This is a genomic window from Saccharothrix texasensis, assembly GCF_003752005.1.
Lineage (GTDB): Bacteria > Actinomycetota > Actinomycetes > Mycobacteriales > Pseudonocardiaceae > Actinosynnema > Actinosynnema texasense.
This window is the reverse complement of sequence record NZ_RJKM01000001.1, coordinates 2088163-2104440: the sequence shown is the minus strand read 5'-3', so window position 1 is coordinate 2104440 and position 16278 is coordinate 2088163. Positions and strand designations below refer to the sequence as shown.

Annotated in this window: 10 protein-coding genes; 8 read left to right on the top strand and 2 right to left on the bottom strand. The window is 73.6% G+C overall.

The window, feature by feature from the left end; translation table 11 throughout:
- The first annotated feature begins 83 nt into the window (after positions 1-83).
- From EDD40_RS07945 to EDD40_RS07915, 7 genes are all read left to right on the top strand, one after another.
- Entirely contained in the window at positions 84-1112 is a 1029-nt protein-coding gene (locus tag EDD40_RS07945) for a ferrochelatase (protein WP_123742330.1), read from the top strand.
- Positions 1109-1582 (top strand): YcxB family protein, encoded by a 474-nt coding sequence (locus EDD40_RS07940; RefSeq protein WP_148088725.1) that lies wholly within the window; start codon positions 1109-1111, stop codon positions 1580-1582. Before EDD40_RS07945 ends, EDD40_RS07940 begins: the two co-directional genes overlap by 4 nt.
- Positions 1583-1614: 32 nt before the next feature.
- The gene (locus EDD40_RS07935) at positions 1615-2412 is read left to right on the top strand and encodes a hypothetical protein (RefSeq protein ID WP_123742328.1); all 798 of its coding nucleotides are present in this window, start codon (positions 1615-1617) and stop codon (positions 2410-2412) included.
- Positions 2413-2840: 428 nt separating this feature from the next.
- Positions 2841-4667, top strand: a complete 1827-nt coding sequence (locus EDD40_RS07930) for a glycoside hydrolase family 6 protein (RefSeq protein ID WP_123742327.1) — start codon at positions 2841-2843, stop codon at positions 4665-4667.
- A 114-nt stretch (positions 4668-4781) separates the two neighbouring features.
- On the top strand, positions 4782-5645 hold the full coding sequence (locus tag EDD40_RS07925) for an aminoglycoside phosphotransferase family protein (RefSeq protein WP_246037522.1): 864 nt from the start codon (positions 4782-4784) through the stop codon (positions 5643-5645).
- 492 nt (positions 5646-6137) lie between these two features.
- A complete protein-coding gene (locus EDD40_RS07920; RefSeq protein ID WP_123742326.1) occupies positions 6138-7523 on the top strand; it encodes a sigma 54-interacting transcriptional regulator in 1386 nt (461 codons plus the stop codon).
- Positions 7520-9454 carry a vWA domain-containing protein gene (locus tag EDD40_RS07915; RefSeq protein ID WP_123742325.1) on the top strand — a complete coding sequence of 645 codons (1935 nt, stop codon included), beginning with the start codon at positions 7520-7522 and terminating at the stop codon, positions 9452-9454. Before EDD40_RS07920 ends, EDD40_RS07915 begins: the two co-directional genes overlap by 4 nt.
- Positions 9455-9532: 78 nt before the next feature.
- On the opposite strand, the gene EDD40_RS07910 is transcribed toward EDD40_RS07915, so the two are convergent.
- Positions 9533-10723: an SGNH/GDSL hydrolase family protein gene (locus EDD40_RS07910; RefSeq protein WP_123742324.1), complete on the bottom strand. Its 1191-nt coding sequence runs from the start codon at positions 10721-10723 to the stop codon at positions 9533-9535.
- A 160-nt stretch (positions 10724-10883) separates the two neighbouring features.
- On the opposite strand from EDD40_RS07910, the gene EDD40_RS07905 reads away from it, so the two are divergent.
- A complete protein-coding gene (locus tag EDD40_RS07905) occupies positions 10884-14150 on the top strand; it encodes an AfsR/SARP family transcriptional regulator (protein ID WP_123742323.1) in 3267 nt (1088 codons plus the stop codon).
- Between the two features lie 9 nt (positions 14151-14159).
- Here the strand turns inward: EDD40_RS07905 and ctaD are convergent, their stop codons facing one another.
- Positions 14160-15935 carry an aa3-type cytochrome oxidase subunit I gene (ctaD, locus tag EDD40_RS07900; protein WP_123742322.1) on the bottom strand — a complete coding sequence of 592 codons (1776 nt, stop codon included), beginning with the start codon at positions 15933-15935 and terminating at the stop codon, positions 14160-14162.
- Between the last annotated feature and the right edge of the window lie 343 nt (positions 15936-16278).

The following is a 16278-nucleotide window of genomic DNA, read 5'->3' as shown; positions in this document are numbered from 1 at the left end:
TGCCACATCGACGCGGTCGGTGGTCGCCCGGATCACCCCGACCCGGTTGTGCGGGCCGGGCGTGGCGGCGCGAGGATGTCCGGGTGAGTTACGACGCGCTGCTCTGGCTGTCCTTCGGCGGACCGGAAGGACCCGACGACGTCCGCCCCTTCCTCGAGAACGTGACCCGCGGCCGAGGCGTCCCGCCCGAGCGGCTGGACGAGGTCGAGCAGCACTACCAGCACTTCGGCGGCGTGTCGCCGATCAACGCGCTCAACCGCGCCGCCATCGAGGCCGTGCGCGGCCTGGTCGACCTGCCGATCTACTTCGGCAACCGCAACTGGCACCCGATGGTCGAGGACACCCTGGCCGAGATGAAGGCCGCGGGCGTCCGCCGCGCCCTCGTCTTCCCGACCAGCGCCTACGGCGGCTACTCCGCGTGCCGGCAGTACGACGAGGACGTCCTGCGCGCGCGTGCGGCGGTCGAGGACGCGCCCGAGCTGGTCAAGCTGCGCCAGTTCTTCGACCACCCGCTGTTCGTGGCGTCGTTCGCGGACGCCGTGCGCGCCGCCGCGGCGCGGCTGCCCGGCGACGACTACCGGGTGGTGTTCACCGCGCACTCGGTGCCGGTGTCGGCGGACAAGGCCGCCGGACCGCCCGAGGCCGGCGGCCACCTCTACTCCCGCCAGGTCGCCGAGGCGTCCCGGCTCGTCGCGGAGGCCGTCGGCGCGGCCGACCACGACGTGGTGTGGCAGTCGCGGTCCGGGCCGCCGCAGGTCCCGTGGCTGGAGCCGGACATCGTGGACCACCTCGACACCCTCTACGACAAGGGTGTGCGCAACGTGGTGGTGTGCCCGATCGGGTTCGTCAGCGATCACCTGGAAGTGGTGTGGGACCTCGACACCGAGGCCCGCGAGCGCGCCCAGGAGCTGGGCATGGGCTTCGCCCGCGCGGCCACCCCCAACGACGACCCCCGGTTCGCCGAGCTGGTCGCGGAACTCGTCGCCGAGCACGTGGCGGACGCCCCGCCGCGCAAGCTCTCCGACTTCCCGGCGCTGGGCTGCACGGTCGACGGCGCGTTCTGCGCCACCCGGTGCTGCGAGCCGGTGAAACGGCCGGGTGCGGGCCGGTGAGCGTGGACTTCAGCTGGTCGCCGCGGCCCGCCGACTGGCGTGACGCGCTGCGCACCTCCGTGCCGCTGTACCGGTGGGCGCCGTGGTTCGCCGCGGTGCTCGGCGTGCTGGGCGTCGTCGTGCTGGTGATGGGCATGACCTGGGCGGGCGTGTTCGGGCTCGCCCTCGCTGTGATCATCATCGCACTCGTCCCGGTGGGCACCGCGGTGAACTTCCACAACCACCCGCTGGCGGCCAAGGCGGTGACCGGCACGGCGGACGCCCACTCGTTGCGGATGTCCGTCGGCGAGGCCGCGCGCAGCGAGCTGAGCTGGGCCGAACTGCCCGGCTGGGTGGAGACGGCGCGCGGCTTCGTGCTGCGGACCGGCACCACCGCCGTGTACGCCGTGCCGCACCGCGCGTTCGCCGACGCCGAGGCGGTCGAGAAGTTCCGGTCCCTGCTGGTGGAACACGTCGGCCCGGCGGCCTGAGCCGGCTCAGCGCCCGCGTACCCTCGGCAGGCGTGTCTTGTGCGAGTGCGACGCTGGTGGTCTGGACGTCAGCCTGGCTGCATGGTGCGGCCGCGGCCGACGACGTCCTCGACGCCCTGGGGTTCTGGGCCGGGCTGCACGAAGTGGTGGCCGATGACGACGGCACCGCGACGGCGCTGGACCTGCCCGGTCCCGACGAGGCCCCGGTAGGCCCCGCGCTGCTGCTGGCGTCGGTGCGCCGCGCGTCCGCGACCACCGCCCGGCTGGTCATCCCCGTGCCCGGTGACGTCCGCGGGCTCGGCGCCAACGGACCGCTGGGCAAGTCGGCGTTGCGCGCCGGCGAGGCCGCCGTGCTGCCGGAGGTCGGCGTGGGGCTGGTGCCGAAGCTGGTGGCCGACGGGGTCGTGCGGTGGACGGTGTTCGACCTGCCCGGCGCGCCCGCAGGCGAGCACGTGCCGATCGGCGAGGCCGAGCACGGCCTGTCCTCGGCGATGCGCGAGGCGGCCACCGCGCTGGTGACGCTGGACGTGGCGCGGCACCGGCCGAACGTGCGGGCCGAGATCGCCGCGCTGGCCGCGGAGCACACGGCGCTGGAGTGGCCCGCCGGGATGCCGTCGCGGGCCCTGCGCGTGCTCCAGCGCGCCTCCGAGGTCGCCGCGATCCTCACCGTGGCGGCGTCCGACGCGCCGGGCGGAGCCGTGTCGGCGACCGCGACGAGGGCGCGGGACGAGGCGCTGCGGCCGTTGTCCGAGGCCGTGCGGCGGGCCCGGCTCGCGGCCGTGGACGAAGCCGTGCGAGTCCTTTCGGATCAGGGCGCCGGCCGCCATTAGGCGGCACGGGTCGTCGAATATTCGACAGCTATTCGGCGACCTTCGAAATAGCTGATTGTCCCGATGCGGGACGCCGAGTCGAATATTCGACTCCGAACGTGCGTCCGAACCGTGCCGAACCTGGGCTGAACAGGCGATCGGGACGACGACCATTCGCGCTCCGAATCGATTCCGGCTGAACGGGAACGACGGAAACCGGCACCGGCTGAACCGCTGTCGGTGCAGGTCAGAGGCCTTGGGGCAAGGTACGCGCCCGGGTATAGCGACGGATTATGTCCAGGTCAACCCCTCGTCAACACGAGGTGTCGTGCGTTACGGTACGTCTGGGAGCGCTCCCAGGCAGCTGTTTCGGTCTCGCGTCGAATCCCGATTCGGCGAAATCGCTGGGAGCGCTCCCAGATGGCGGGTTGCTCGCAAGGAGGCGATGCATGAGTCTGCGCACATTCGTACGCTCCCGGAAACTGACCGGGGCATTGGCGGTGACCTCGGTGGCGGCACTGTCCGTTGCCGGGGTGGTGGCTTCGACCGCCACCGCCAACGCCGCACCCGGTTGTCGGGTGGCGTACCAGATCACGAACCAGTGGCAAGGCGGATTCGGCGCCAACGTCACGGTCACCAACCTCGGTGACGCCATCTCCGGCGGCTGGACGCTGGAGTGGGACTTCGCCGCCGGCCAGACGGTCCAGCAGGGGTGGAGCGGCACGTTCTCCCAGTCCGGGAGCCGCGTGACGGTCCGCAACCCCTCTTGGGCAGGGAACCTCGGCACCGGCGCTTCGGTGACGCCCGGCTTCAACGGCTCGTGGAACGGGTCCAACCCGGTGCCCACGTCGTTCCGGCTGAACGGCACGGTCTGCACGGGGTCGGTCGACACGACGACGACCACGACCAGCACGACCACCAGCACCACGACCAGCACGACGACGAGCACGACGACCACCACCACGAGCAACAACCCGGGCGGTCCGAAGGTCGACAACCCGTACGTGGGCGCCGGCGTGTACGTCAACCCGCAGTGGTCGCGTCTGGCCGCCGCCGAGTCGGGCGGCTCGCGCATCGCGAACCAGCCCACCGCTGTGTGGCTCGACCGCATCAGCGCGATCGCCGGCAACAGCTCGCCGACCACCGGCAGCATGGGCTTGGCCGCCCACCTCGACGAGGCGGAGAAGCAGCGCGCGGCCCGTTCGGACGGTCAGCTGGTCTTCCAGTTCGTCGTCTACAACCTGCCCGGTCGCGACTGCGCCGCGCTGGCCTCCAACGGTGAGCTCGGCGCCACCGAGATCGGCCGCTACAAGACCGAGTACATCGACAAGATCGCGAGCATCGTCAGCGACTCGAAGTACTCGAAGCTGCGCATCGTCCCGATCATCGAGATCGACTCGCTGCCGAACCTCGTCACCAACGTGTCCCCGCGCGCCACGGCCGTGGCGAACTGCGACACGATGAAGGCGAACGGCAACTACGTCGAGGGCGTCTCGTACGCCGTCGGCAAGCTGGGTGCCATCTCGAACGTCTACAACTACCTCGACTCCGGCCACCACGGCTGGATCGGGTGGGGCGACACGGTTCCCGAGTACGACAACTTCTACGCCTCGGCGAAGATGATGGCCTCGATCCTGGGCAAGAACGGCGCCACCAAGGACAAGGTCCACGGCTTCGCCACCAACACGGCGAACTACTCCGCGCTGGAGGAGCCGTACTGGACGGTCGACGACCTGGTCGGCGGTCGCCCGGTGAAGGAGAACGCCAAGTGGGTCGACTGGAACGACTTCAACGGTGAGCTCGGCTTCGCCACGGCGATGCGCGCCGAGCTGGTCAAGCAGGGCTTCGACAGCAGCATCGGCATGCTGATCGACACCTCGCGCAACGGCTGGGGCGGCCCCAACCGGCCCACCGCCAAGTCGACCGCGACCACCGCGGACGCCTACGTGAACGAGTCCCGCATCGACCGCCGCTACCAGAAGGGCAACTGGTGCAACCAGTCCGGCGCCGGTCTGGGCGAGCGGCCGAAGGCCGCGCCGAAGACGGGTATCGACGCCTACGTCTGGATCAAGCCGCCGGGTGAGTCCGACGGTGCGGCCAGCGAGATCCCGAACGACGAGGGCAAGGGCTTCGACCGGATGTGCGACCCGACCTACGGCGGCAACATCCGCAACGGCAACAACCCCTCGGGTGCGCTTGCCAACGCGCCGCTCTCGGGCCACTGGTTCTCGGCCCAGTTCCAGGAGCTCATGCGCAACGCCTACCCGGCGCTGTGACCATCGGCTGACTGGCACCACAACTGAATAGTTCTGCACCACCCGCAGGCGGCGTCCACTCCGGACGCCGCCTGCGGGCGGTTATCCGGTTGTGCGGGCCCTTGCCGTGGCACGGTGGACGTCGACGAGATCACCGGGCGGTTGACCCGGCGGTTCGGCCCTTCGGTGGCCGAGTGGTGCGCGCGCGTGCCAAAGCGGGCGGCGGAGGTCGCGGCGCGCTGGGACCTCGTGGTGGGCGAGGTGATGCCGCCGGGCGCTTCGTCGGTCGTGGTGGCGTGCGCGCGGGGTGACGAGCGGTTCGCGCTGAAGCTGAGCCCCGAGCCGGTGTTCCTGGCCGAGCAGGCGGCCGTGCTGCGGCACTTCGCCCCTTCCGGTCGTGTGCCGGAGGTGGTGGCCGAGGAGGACGGCGCGGTGCTGCTGACAGCCGTCCTCCCGGGGACGCCGGTGGACGAGGCGCCGATCTCGCCGTCACCCGGGGAGTGGGCCGACCTGGTGACCGCGCTGCACACCGTGCCGCCCGGGGGAGGGCGTTGGCCGTCCCTGCGCGACCGGTGCGAGGAGGCCTTCGCCCGCATCGGCCGCCGCCTGACCGACCCGGCCGTGGCCGCCCACGTCCCGACCGGGATGTGGGCCCGCGCCCTCGACCGCTGCCGCGCGCTGCTCGACACCCAACCGCAGGTGCTGCTGCACGGCGACCTCCACCCGGGCAACGTGCTGGACGGCGGTCCGGGCAGGGGCCTGGTGGCGATCGACCCGAGGCCGTGCGTGGGCGACCCGTGCTTCGACGTCGTGGACTACGCCCTGACCGCCACGGGCCGCGGAACCATCACCACCCGCGCCACCACCATCGCCGCCGCGACCAACCTGAGCCCCACCCGCCTCCACGACTGGTGCCGCGCCCTGGCCCCGATGATCGCCATCTCCTACCTGGACGACGACCGGACCCGAACCGACCTGCTGTCCCTCGCCGACCACTGACGCGAACTCACCGGGCGAGCGGCACCGATCCGGTCCGGGCGACCGCAGACCCGAGCCGGCGCCGACCGGACCTCCACCCCGAACCGGCTCTGCGGCTCCACCCCCGCCGACCTGCCCCTGCCGACCTGGCCCGCTACCGCCCTGCTCGGCCGGACGTCTCCCGCCGCGTCCACCCACCGCCGTCGCTGCTCGCCCGGCACCGCTCGATCCCGCTCGATCCCGAGGTCCGCTCGACCGGACGAAGCACGCGGCCGCACTTCCCGCCCCGTCGGCCCGCCCCGTCGGCCCGCCCTCGCGGCGCGGCCTTCGCGGTCGGCGGTGACGGGCTGGTCGGGCCGTTGCCGCGCAGGAGTCCCCGCCCAGGGGACCCCTGGTTCTCATTCTTCCAGAGGGGTCCGACAATTCCGGTCCGGTCGGGGGCTTCCGGCGGGAAACCCGAGGTGGAGTCGGTCCACGTCGACCGACCGCCCATCAGTGCGTAACTTCGGTGGGGTGACCTCTGACCTCCCCACTACCGCAGGTGCCCTCCGCGAGGCCGGTTACGCGCCGCGCGGGGTCAAGGCCGAGATCCGGGAGAACCTCCTGGCCGCTCTCCGCGACGGCCGCGACCCCTGGCCCGGCATCGTCGGCTTCGACCGCACCGTCCTGCCGCAGCTGGAGCGGGCCCTCCTCGCGGGGCACGACGTGGTGCTCCTCGGTGAACGCGGGCAGGGCAAGACGCGGCTCCTGCGCACCATCGTCGGCCTGCTCGACGAGTGGACCCCGGTGATCGAGGGCGCCGAGCTGAACGAGCACCCGCTCGACCCGATCACCCCCGAGTCGAAGCGCCGCGCCCAGGAGCTCGGCGACGACCTGCCCGTCACCTGGAAGCACCGCGACGAGCGGTTCGCCGAGAAGCTCGCCACCCCCGACACGAGCGTCGGCGACCTGGTCGGCGACGTCGACCCGGTCAAGGTCGCCCAGGGCCGCAGCCTCGGCGACCCGGAGACCATCCACTACGGCCTGCTGCCCCGTTCCCACCGCGGCGTCATCGCCGTCAACGAGCTGCCCGACCTGGCCGAACGCATCCAGGTCGCCCTCCTGAACGTGATGGAGGAACGCGACATCCAGATCCGCGGCTACACGCTGCGGCTCCCGCTGGACGTCCTCCTCGTCGCCACCGCCAACCCCGAGGACTACACCAACCGGGGCCGGATCATCACGCCGCTGAAGGACCGCTTCGGCGCGGAGATCCGCACCCACTACCCGCTGGAGGTCGACGCCGAGGTCGAGCTGGTCCGCCAGGAGGCCCACCTGGTCGCCGAGGTCGGCGACCACCTGCTGGAGGTCATCGCCCGGTTCGTGCGGTACCTGCGCGAGTCGTCCTCGATCGACCAGCGCTCCGGCGTCTCGGCGCGGTTCGCGGTCGCTGCGGCGGAGACGGTGGCCGCCAGCGCCCTGCGCCGCAGCGCGCTGATCGGCGAGAACCCGCCCATCGCCCGCCCGATCGACCTGGAGTCGGTGACGGAGGTGCTGCGCGGCAAGCTGGAGTTCGAGGCCGGTGAGGAGGGCCGCGAGCAGGAGGTGCTGGTCCACCTGCTGCGCCGGGCGGTCGCGGACACGGCGAGGTCCACGTTCGCGGGCGTCGACCTGCGGCCGCTGGCCGAGCTGGTGTCCGACGGCCACCCGGTGGCCACCGGTGAACGCGTGCACCCCGGCGACCTGCTGGCCGCGCTGCCGGAGCTGCCCGTGCTGCACGACGTGGCGCAGCGGGTCGGCGCGGGCCCGAAGGACCCGGCGGGACGCATCGCGTCGGCGGTCGAGCTGGCCCTGGAATCGCTCTACCTCACCCGTCAGCTGGCCAAGGACAGCGACGACGACCGAACGGTGTACGGATGAGCAGCTACCGGTACGGCCGGTACGTCGACGGGCCCGACCCGCTCGCCCCGCCGACCGACCTGCGCGCGGCCATGGACGAGCTCGGCCGTGAAGTCATGGAAGGCGCGTCACCGGCCTCGGCGCTGCGCGAGCTGCTGCGCCGGGGCCTGCCCGGCACCCGCGGCCTGGACGACCTGACCGCGCGGCTGTGGCAGAAGCGCGCCGCCCTCACCCGCCGTCACCGCCTCGACGGCACGTTGCAGGAGGTCCAGCGGCTGCTGGAGGAAGCGCTGGCGGCCGAACGGGCCGCGTTGTTCCCCGACCCGGACGACGAGGCGCGGTTCCGCGAGGCGCAGCTGGACGCGTTGCCGCAGTCGACGGCGGCGGCCGTGAGCGAGCTGGCCGAGTACGACTGGCGCTCGCCGCAGGCCCGCGAGTCCTACGAGCAGATCCGCACCCTGCTCGGCCGGGAGCTCATGGACCAGCGGTTCCAGGGCATGAAGCAGGCCATGGAGAACGTCCGGCCCGAGGACGTGCAGCGCATCCAGTCGATGCTGGACGACCTCAACGCCCTGCTCGCCGCGCACGCCGCCGGCGAGGACACGGCCGAGTCGTTCGAGCGGTTCATGCGCGAGCACGGCGAGTTCTTCCCGGAGAACCCGGAGTCGGTGGACGAGCTGATCGACGCGCTGGCCGCCCGGTCCGCCGCCGCCCAGCGCATGATGAACTCGATGTCCGAGGAGCAGCGGCAGGAGCTGTCGGCGTTGTCGCAGCAGGCGTTCGGCGACTCGGGCGTCGGCTCGCAGCTGTCCCGGCTCGACGCCCTGCTGCAAGGGCTGCGGCCGGGTGAGGACTGGAACGGTTCGGCGCGGTTCCGCGGCGACAACCCGCTCGGGTTGGGCGAGGGCGCGCAGGCGATGGCGGACCTGGCCGAGCTGGACGCGCTGGCCGAGCAGCTCTCCCAGGGCTACCCCGGCGCGCGGCTGGAGGACATCGACCTGGAGGCGCTGGTCCGGCAGCTCGGCGGCGAGGCGGGCGTCGACGCGCGGCGGCTGGCCGAGCTGGAACGCGAGCTGCGGTCGCAGAACCTGCTGGAACGCGCGCCGGACGGCTCGCTGCGGTTGACGCCGAAGGCGTTGCGGCGGCTGGGCGAGACGGCGTTGCGCGGCGTGATCGACAGCGCCCGCGAACGGGGTCAGCGGGACAACTCGTCGGCCGGCGCGGCCGGTGAGCTGATCGGGTCGACCCGGCCGTGGCAGTTCGGCGACACCGAGCCGTGGAACGTGCCGCGGACCGTCACGAACGCCGTGCTGCGGTCGGCGGGCGGCCCGGTCGAGCTCGACGTGGTCGACGTCGAGGTGAGCGAGACCGAGCAGCGGTCCCGCGCGGTGGTCGCGTTGTGCGTGGACACGTCGTGGTCGATGGTGCAGGACGGCCGGTGGGTGCCGATGAAGCGCACCGCGCTGGCGTTGCACCACCTGGTGCGGACCCGGTTCCGGACCGACGCGCTGGAGCTGATCACGTTCGGCCGGCACGCCGAGACCGTCGACATCGGGCAGCTCACCGCGTTGGAAGGGGTGTGGGAGCAGGGCACGAACCTGCACCACGCGCTGCTGCTGGCCGGTCGGCACGTCCGCAAGCACCCCGACGCGCAGCCGGTGGTCCTGGTGGTCACCGACGGCGAGCCGACCGCGCACCTGGAGGCGACCGGCGACGCCGAGTTCCACTACCCGCCGCTGCCTCGCACCCTCGGCAAGACCCTGGTCGAGGTCGACGCCCTGGCGCGGCTCGGCGCGTCGATCACGGTGTTCCGGCTCGGCGACGACCCGAGGCTGACCAGGTTCGTCGACACGGTGGCGCGGCGCTCCGGCGGCCGGGTCGTCGCGCCCGACGAGGACGGCCTCGGCGCGGCCGTGGTGAGCGACTACCTGAGGGCGCGCAAGCGCCGCTGACGGCCGTCCGAACGATGCGCGGCGGTGCCGCGCACCACGCGATCGTGGTGCGCGGCACCGCCGCGGCCCGGGAACGGCTCAGTCGAACAGGGACAGGTCGACGGCGTCGGCCAGCGCCCGGTAGCCCGCGTCGTTGCCGTGCAGGTGGTCGCCGCAGTGCAGGTCGGCCCTGATCCGGCTGGGGCGGTCCGGGTCGCGCCACACGGCGTCGAAGTCGAGCACGCCGTCGAAGGCGCCGCTGGTGCGCACCCACTCGTTGACCGCCTGACGCGCGGCGTCACCCGCCGCGGTGTAGATCTCCGCGCCCTCGTAGGGCGCGATGGTGGTGGCGTGGACCTTCGCTCCGCGCCCGTGCGTGCGGGCGATCAACTGGCGGTAGCCCGCGATGACGTCGTCCGCCGTCACCGGCGCGCCGGGGAACATCCCCAGGAAACCGGCCAGGGGACCGTGCTCCTCGCGTGGGGCGAAGGAGACGCCGATGTCGTTGGCGCCGATGGAGAGCACCACGTGGCCGAGGCCGGGTGTCGCCAGCACGTCGCGGTCGAAGCGCGCCGCCACGGCGGCGCCGATGCCGTCGTGGAGCAGCCGGTTGCCGCTGATGCCCTGGTTGACGACGTAGCCGGTGGGGGCGAGGCGCCCGGCCAGCAGCTCCGGCCAGCTGTGGTGGGTGCCCGGGGTCGACCCGGCGCCGTCGGTGCGGGAGTCGCCGACCGCGACCACGGTCCTGGCCGGGGTGTCGGGCAGCAGGTCGACGGCGGAGAGCAACGCCCGCACCGGCAGCACCCGGGCGTTCGCCGGCAGGGCGGTCGCGGCCACGGCGTCGCCCGGGACCGTCCAGCCGGTGTCCAGCGCGGGGTCGTGGCAGGTGCAGGTCTCCACGCGCCCCGGCAGGTGGAGGCTGATGACCAGCTCGGCGAGGGCGGGCAGGCGCAGGTCGACCGGGTCGCTGAGGATCGGCGCGCCCGCCGGGACGGTGACGGCCGGCGCGCCGGAGAAGGTCAGCACGCGCTCGCTGCCCGGCCGCACCGCACCCGGCGCCGATGCCGCGAGGCCCACCCGCGCCGCGCCGATGGTGAACGGCGCGGTCCCGAACTCGTTGGTGAAGCGGACGCGCGCCCGCCGCCCGCCGCCGCTGAGGCGCACCACCTGGCGCAGCGTCACGTCGGCGAGCGGCGGGTGGTCGTCGAGCGAGCCGAGCCCGTCGTGGGCGGCCTGGGGCGACGCGCCCCAGCTCCGTACCCAGCCGTCGGCGTTGGTCGTGCCGGTCATCCGATGCCTCCGTGGTTCGTGGTCCTGGTGCCGCGAAGACTGGGGCGGGTCGCTCACACGGCGCGGACACGGCGCGAACACGGACGGCCGAGGCCGGACAGGGCGCTGACACGGCGGCGCTGATTTGAGGTCTCGCGGGTGGGCGGACGAGGATCGGGGCATGGACGGGGGCGCCGGGCTTCGGGTCACGCTGCTCGGCGCGTTCCGGGTGTCGCGCGGTGACGCCGTCCTGCCCGTCCCGGGCGCGCGGTTGCGCGGCCTGCTCGTCCGGCTGGCACTCGCCGGCGGTCGCGTGGTCGAGCCGGGTGTGCTGGTCGACGCGGTCTGGGCCGGGGCCCCGCCGTCCGGTCCCGGCCCCGCCCTCCAGACCCTCGTGTCCCGGCTGCGCGGCGCCCTCACGCCGACCGGCGCGCCCCGAGCCGCGGTCGTGCGGGTCGCGGGCGGCTACCGGTTGGCGGTGGACGCGGCCGGCGTGGACGCGCTGCGCTTCGAGCAGCTCACCGCCGCCGGTCGGGAGCGGCTGCGGGCGGGTGACCCGGAGGCCGCGCTCACCGCCCTCACCGGGGCCGTGGCGTTGTGGGGCGAGGACCCCGGCTCCGAACCCGCGCTCGTCGCCGAGGTCGCGCCCGCGGTCGCGACCCGGTTGGCCCGGGTGTCGGTCGAAGCGGTCGCCGACCTCGCCGACGCCGAGCTCTCGCTGGGGAGGACCGAGGCCGCCGCGGCCAGGCTGACCGGGCTGCTGGCCCTGCACCCGGTCCACGAGCGGGCGGCCGCGCTGCTGATGGACGCGCTCGCCGCCGCCGGGCGGCAAGCGGAGGCGCTGGCCGTCTACGACCGGGTGCGCCGGACGCTGGCCGACGTCCTCGGCGCCGACCCGGGCGCGGCCCTGCGGGAACGCCACCTGCGCCTGCTGCGCCCCGACCCGTCGCCGCGCGGCACGCCGGCCACGAGCCGGGCAGCCGACCCCGGCAGGCTTCCCCCGGCGGACCTCCCCGCGCCGCTGACCAGCTTCATCGGCCGTGACGACGAGCTCACCCTCATCGGCGCCCTGCTGGCCCGCGGCCGCCTGGTCACCGTCCTGGGGCCGGGTGGTGCCGGGAAGACCCGGCTCGCGCTGGAGGCCGCCCGCCGCCACCGCCGCGACTACCGCGACGGCGTCCGGCTCGTCGACCTCGCGGCCGTCACCGAACCGGTGGAGCTCGCCTCGGCCGTGCTCGCCGCGACCGGGTCGCGGGGCGGCCCGGTGCTCGACGCCCGCAAGCGGGCCGGAGAGGACGAGCTGGACGTCCTCGTCGGCGTGCTCGGCGACCGGGAGGGCCTGCTGCTGGTCGACAACTGCGAGCACCTGATCGACGCCGTGGCCCACCTGGTCGCGGCGCTGCTGCCCCGCTGCCCCCGGCTGCGCGTGCTCGCCACGAGTCGGGAACCCCTCGCGGTCGACGGCGAGTCACTCGTGCCGCTGGCCCCGCTCGCGCTGCCCGACCCGGCCGACGGGGTCGACCAGGCCCGGCAGGTGGCCTCGGTGCGCCTGTTCGCCGAACGTGCCGCGGCCGTGCGACCCGGGTTCGAGGTCGACGAGACCACGCTGCCCGACGTCCTGCGCGTGGTGCGCGGCCTGGACGGCCTGCCGCTGGCCCTCGAACTGGCCGCCGCCCGGTTGCGGACCCTGGCGCTGCCCGACCTGGCCGACGGGCTCTCCGACCGGTTCCGGCTGCTCACCACCGGTCACCGCACCGCGCCGGCCCGGCACCGCACCCTGCGCGCCGTCATCGCCTGGAGCTGGGAGCTGCTGGGCGAGCACGAGCGCACCGTCGCGGAACGGATCGCCACCCTGCCCGGCGGCGTCACGCCCGCCTCGGCGACCGCCGTCTGCGCCGGCACCGCCGTGCCCGCCGCCGACATCCCGGACCTGCTCGCCACCCTCGTCGACCGGTCGCTGCTGCGGCTCGCGCCCGGCTCCGGCCGCCACCGGATGCTCGACACCGTCCGCGAGTACGGCGTCGGCCGCCTGGCCGCCACCGGCGACCTCGGGCCGACCCGCGACCTGGCCGCCGCCCACTTCGCGAAGCTGGTCGCGGAGCAGGACCCGCGGCTGCGCGGGCCCGCCCAGCTCGAGGCCGCGGAGGTCGTCGGCGCCGAGTACGACAACACGCTCGCCGCCCTGCGCCACCTGTGCGCCACCCGCGACGCGGCCGGCGCGCTCCGCCTCGCGCTGGCCCTGACCTGGTACTGGCAGATGTCCGGCCGCCACGCCGACGCCACCCACTGGCTGGCCGAGGCACTGGCGACGCCCGGCGGCGGGCCGTCGCCCGAGCGCGACTGCGCCCGCGCCGTGCACCTGCTCACCTGGGCGGACGCGCGGTCCGGCATCACGGCCGGGGAAGCCGCGGCCGACCGGGCGCAGGCCCGCGAGCTGGCCGGCCGGGTGCTCGCGCACGAAGAGCTGCCCGGCCACCACCGGGTGTTCGGCGCGGCCCTGCTGTTCCTGCACGACCCCGCGGCCGCGGCCACGACGTTGCGGCGCCTCGCCGGGGGCGACGACCCGTGGCCGGCCGGGCTGGCCCACCTGTTCCAGGCCGAGATCGCCGAGAACGCGGGCGCGCTCGACCGGACGCGGGCGCACGTGGAAGCCGCCCTGGACCGCTTCCGGCAGGTGGGCGACCGGTGGAGCCAGGCCGCCGTGCTGCCGATGCGCGCCCACCTGCGCCGCTACGACGACCTCGACGGCGCGGCGGCCGACCTGGCCGAGGCCGGTGCGCTGGCGGACGGGTTCGGCTCGCCCAGCCCCGGCGACCAGCTCGACCGCGACCTGCGCCGGGTCGACCTGCACCTGCGGCGCGGCGACACCGACCGGGCGTTGGCCCTGCTCGGCCCGGCCCGGGAGCGGGCGTTCTCCTCGGAGCCGCTGGTGCTGGTCGACGCGCACGAAGCCGCGCTGCGGGTGCGGCTCGGCGACCTGGACCGGGCGGGTGAGCTGCTCGACCACGCCGAACGGGGGCTGCGCGGCGCCACCGCGTTCCACGCCCGGACGCTGGTCGGCGTCACGCGGGCCGCGCTCCGCCTGGCGCTCGGTGACCTGCCCGGCGCGGACCGGGCGCTGCGGGACGCGTACGCGGCCGCGCGGGCGACCGGGGAACTGCCGGCGCTGTCCCCGGTGGCGGTGCAGGCCGCCGCGCTCGCCGAGCTGTCCGGGCGGCGCCACGAGTCGGCCGTGCTGCTGGGGGTGGCGGCCCGGCTGCGCGGCGCGCACGACCTGACCGACCCGCGGGTCCGCGACCTGACCGGCCGGGGCCGGGCCGCGCTGGGCGGGGACGGGTTCGCCGCCGCGTACGCGGCGGGCTGGGAGCTGGACCCCGCGACGGCCGTGCGGCGGGCCGCGCCGGAAGACCTCGGGACCGCCCGCACGGACCACGAGCGGGCCACGTGAGCAGCGGGCTCAGTCGTCCTCGTCCTTGCCCTTGCTCTCCCGGTCGGTCGACGCGAGTGCCGTCTCCGTCGCCGCGTCCGGGGCGACCCGGTGCTGGCCCGGCCGGGTGAGCGAGAAGTGCGCCTCCTCGCGCATGCGCTCCACCATGTGCGGGTAGTGCAGCTCGAACGCGGGCCGCTCGGACCGGATGCGCGGCAGCTCGGTGAAGTTGTGCCGGGGCGGCGGGCACGTCGTCGCCCATTCGAGGGAATTGCCGAAGCCCCACGGGTCGTCGCGCCCGGCCGGGTCGCCGAACCGGTAGCTGCGCAGCACGTTCCACACGAACGGGAGCACGGACGCGCCCAGCAGGAATGCCCCGATCGTGGAGATGGTGTTCAGCAGGGTGAAGCCGTCGCTGTGCAGGTAGTCGGCGTAGCGGCGGGGCATGCCGATGTTGCCGAGCCAGTGCTGGATCAGGAACGTGCCGTGGAAGCCGAGGAACGTGGTCCAGAAGTGCAGCTTGCCCAGCGGCTCGTTCAGCATCCGCCCGGTCATCTTGGGGAACCAGAAGTACAGGCCCGCGTAGGTGGCGAACACGATCGTGCCGAACAGCACGTAGTGGAAGTGGGCCACCACGAAGTACGTGTCGGTGACGTGGAAGTCCAGCGGCGGCGAGGCCAGGATGATGCCCGTCAGCCCGCCGAGCAGGAACGTGGCGAGGAACCCGATGCTGAACAGCATCGGCGTCTCCATCGTGATCGACCCCTTCCACATGGTGCCGATCCAGTTGAAGAACTTGATGCCCGTCGGCACCGCGATCAGGAACGTCATCAGCGAGAAGAACGGCAGCAGCACCGCGCCGGTGGCGAACATGTGGTGCGCCCACACCGCCACCGACAGCGCCGCGATGGCGAACGTGGCGAAGACCAGTCCTTTGTAGCCGAACAGCGGTTTCCGGCTGAACACCGGGAAGATCTCCGACACGATGCCGAAGAACGGCAGCGCGACGATGTAGACCTCGGGGTGGCCGAAGAACCAGAACAGGTGCTGCCACAGGATCACGCCGCCGTTGGCGGGGTCGAACACGTGCGCGCCGAGGTGCCGGTCCGCGGCCAGGCCCATCAGCGCGGCGGTGAGGATCGGGAACGCCAGCAGGATCAGGATGCTGGTGACGAAGATGTTCCAGGTGAAGATCGGCATCCGGAACATGGTCATGCCGGGCGCGCGCAGGCAGCACACCGTGGTCACCATGTTCACGCCGCCGAGGATCGTGCCGAGGCCGGACACCGCCAGCCCCATGATCCACAGGTCGGGTCCGACGCCCGGCGCGTGCACCGCGCTGCTCAACGGCGTGTAGGCGGTCCAGCCGAAGTCCGCCGCGCCGCCCGGCGTGAGGAACCCGGCCATCACGGTCAGCCCGCCGAACAGGAACAGCCAGTAGGAGAACGCGTTGAGCCGCGGGAACGCCACGTCGGGCGCGCCGATCTGCAACGGCAGGATGTAGTTGGCGAAGCCGAACAGGATCGGCGTCGCGTACAGCAGCAGCATGATCGTGCCGTGCATGGTGAACAGCTGGTTGTACTGCTCGTTGGACAGGAACTGCAGCCCCGGCCGGGCCAGCTCGCCCCGGATGAGCAGCGCCATCACGCCGCCGACCATGAAGAACACGAACGACGTGCTCAGGTAGAGCAGCCCGATCTGCTTGGGGTCGGTGGTGCGGAGCAGCCCCAGCAGCACCGAGCCCTTCGACCGTCGCCGGGCCGCACCGGGGTGGGTGATCACGGGTTCCGGCTTGAGCGCGGTCATGCCGCCTCCCTCGTCCCGACGACGTGAGCCAGACCACATCGTCCCCCCGTCCGTCGCACGGGGCAAACGCTCAACCCCGCTCGGGGACCGTGACCTGCTGTTCCATCGCGCCTGACGCCCGTTCGAGGACGCGGGGCGACCCGACCGGGAACGGCGGCACCAGGGTCGGGGTTCTCCCCGCGGCCACCTCGGACAGCTTCTTCGACGCCGAGGGCGGGCACGCCCGGCGCGCCGATGGCGATGGCGAGGACCATCGCGACCACTTCCCAGGTCAGAGGGTACGCCCGGGTGGTGGGGAGTGGACGTTCGTCCACGATCCGATCGGCGAGTTAGGGTCGTTCAC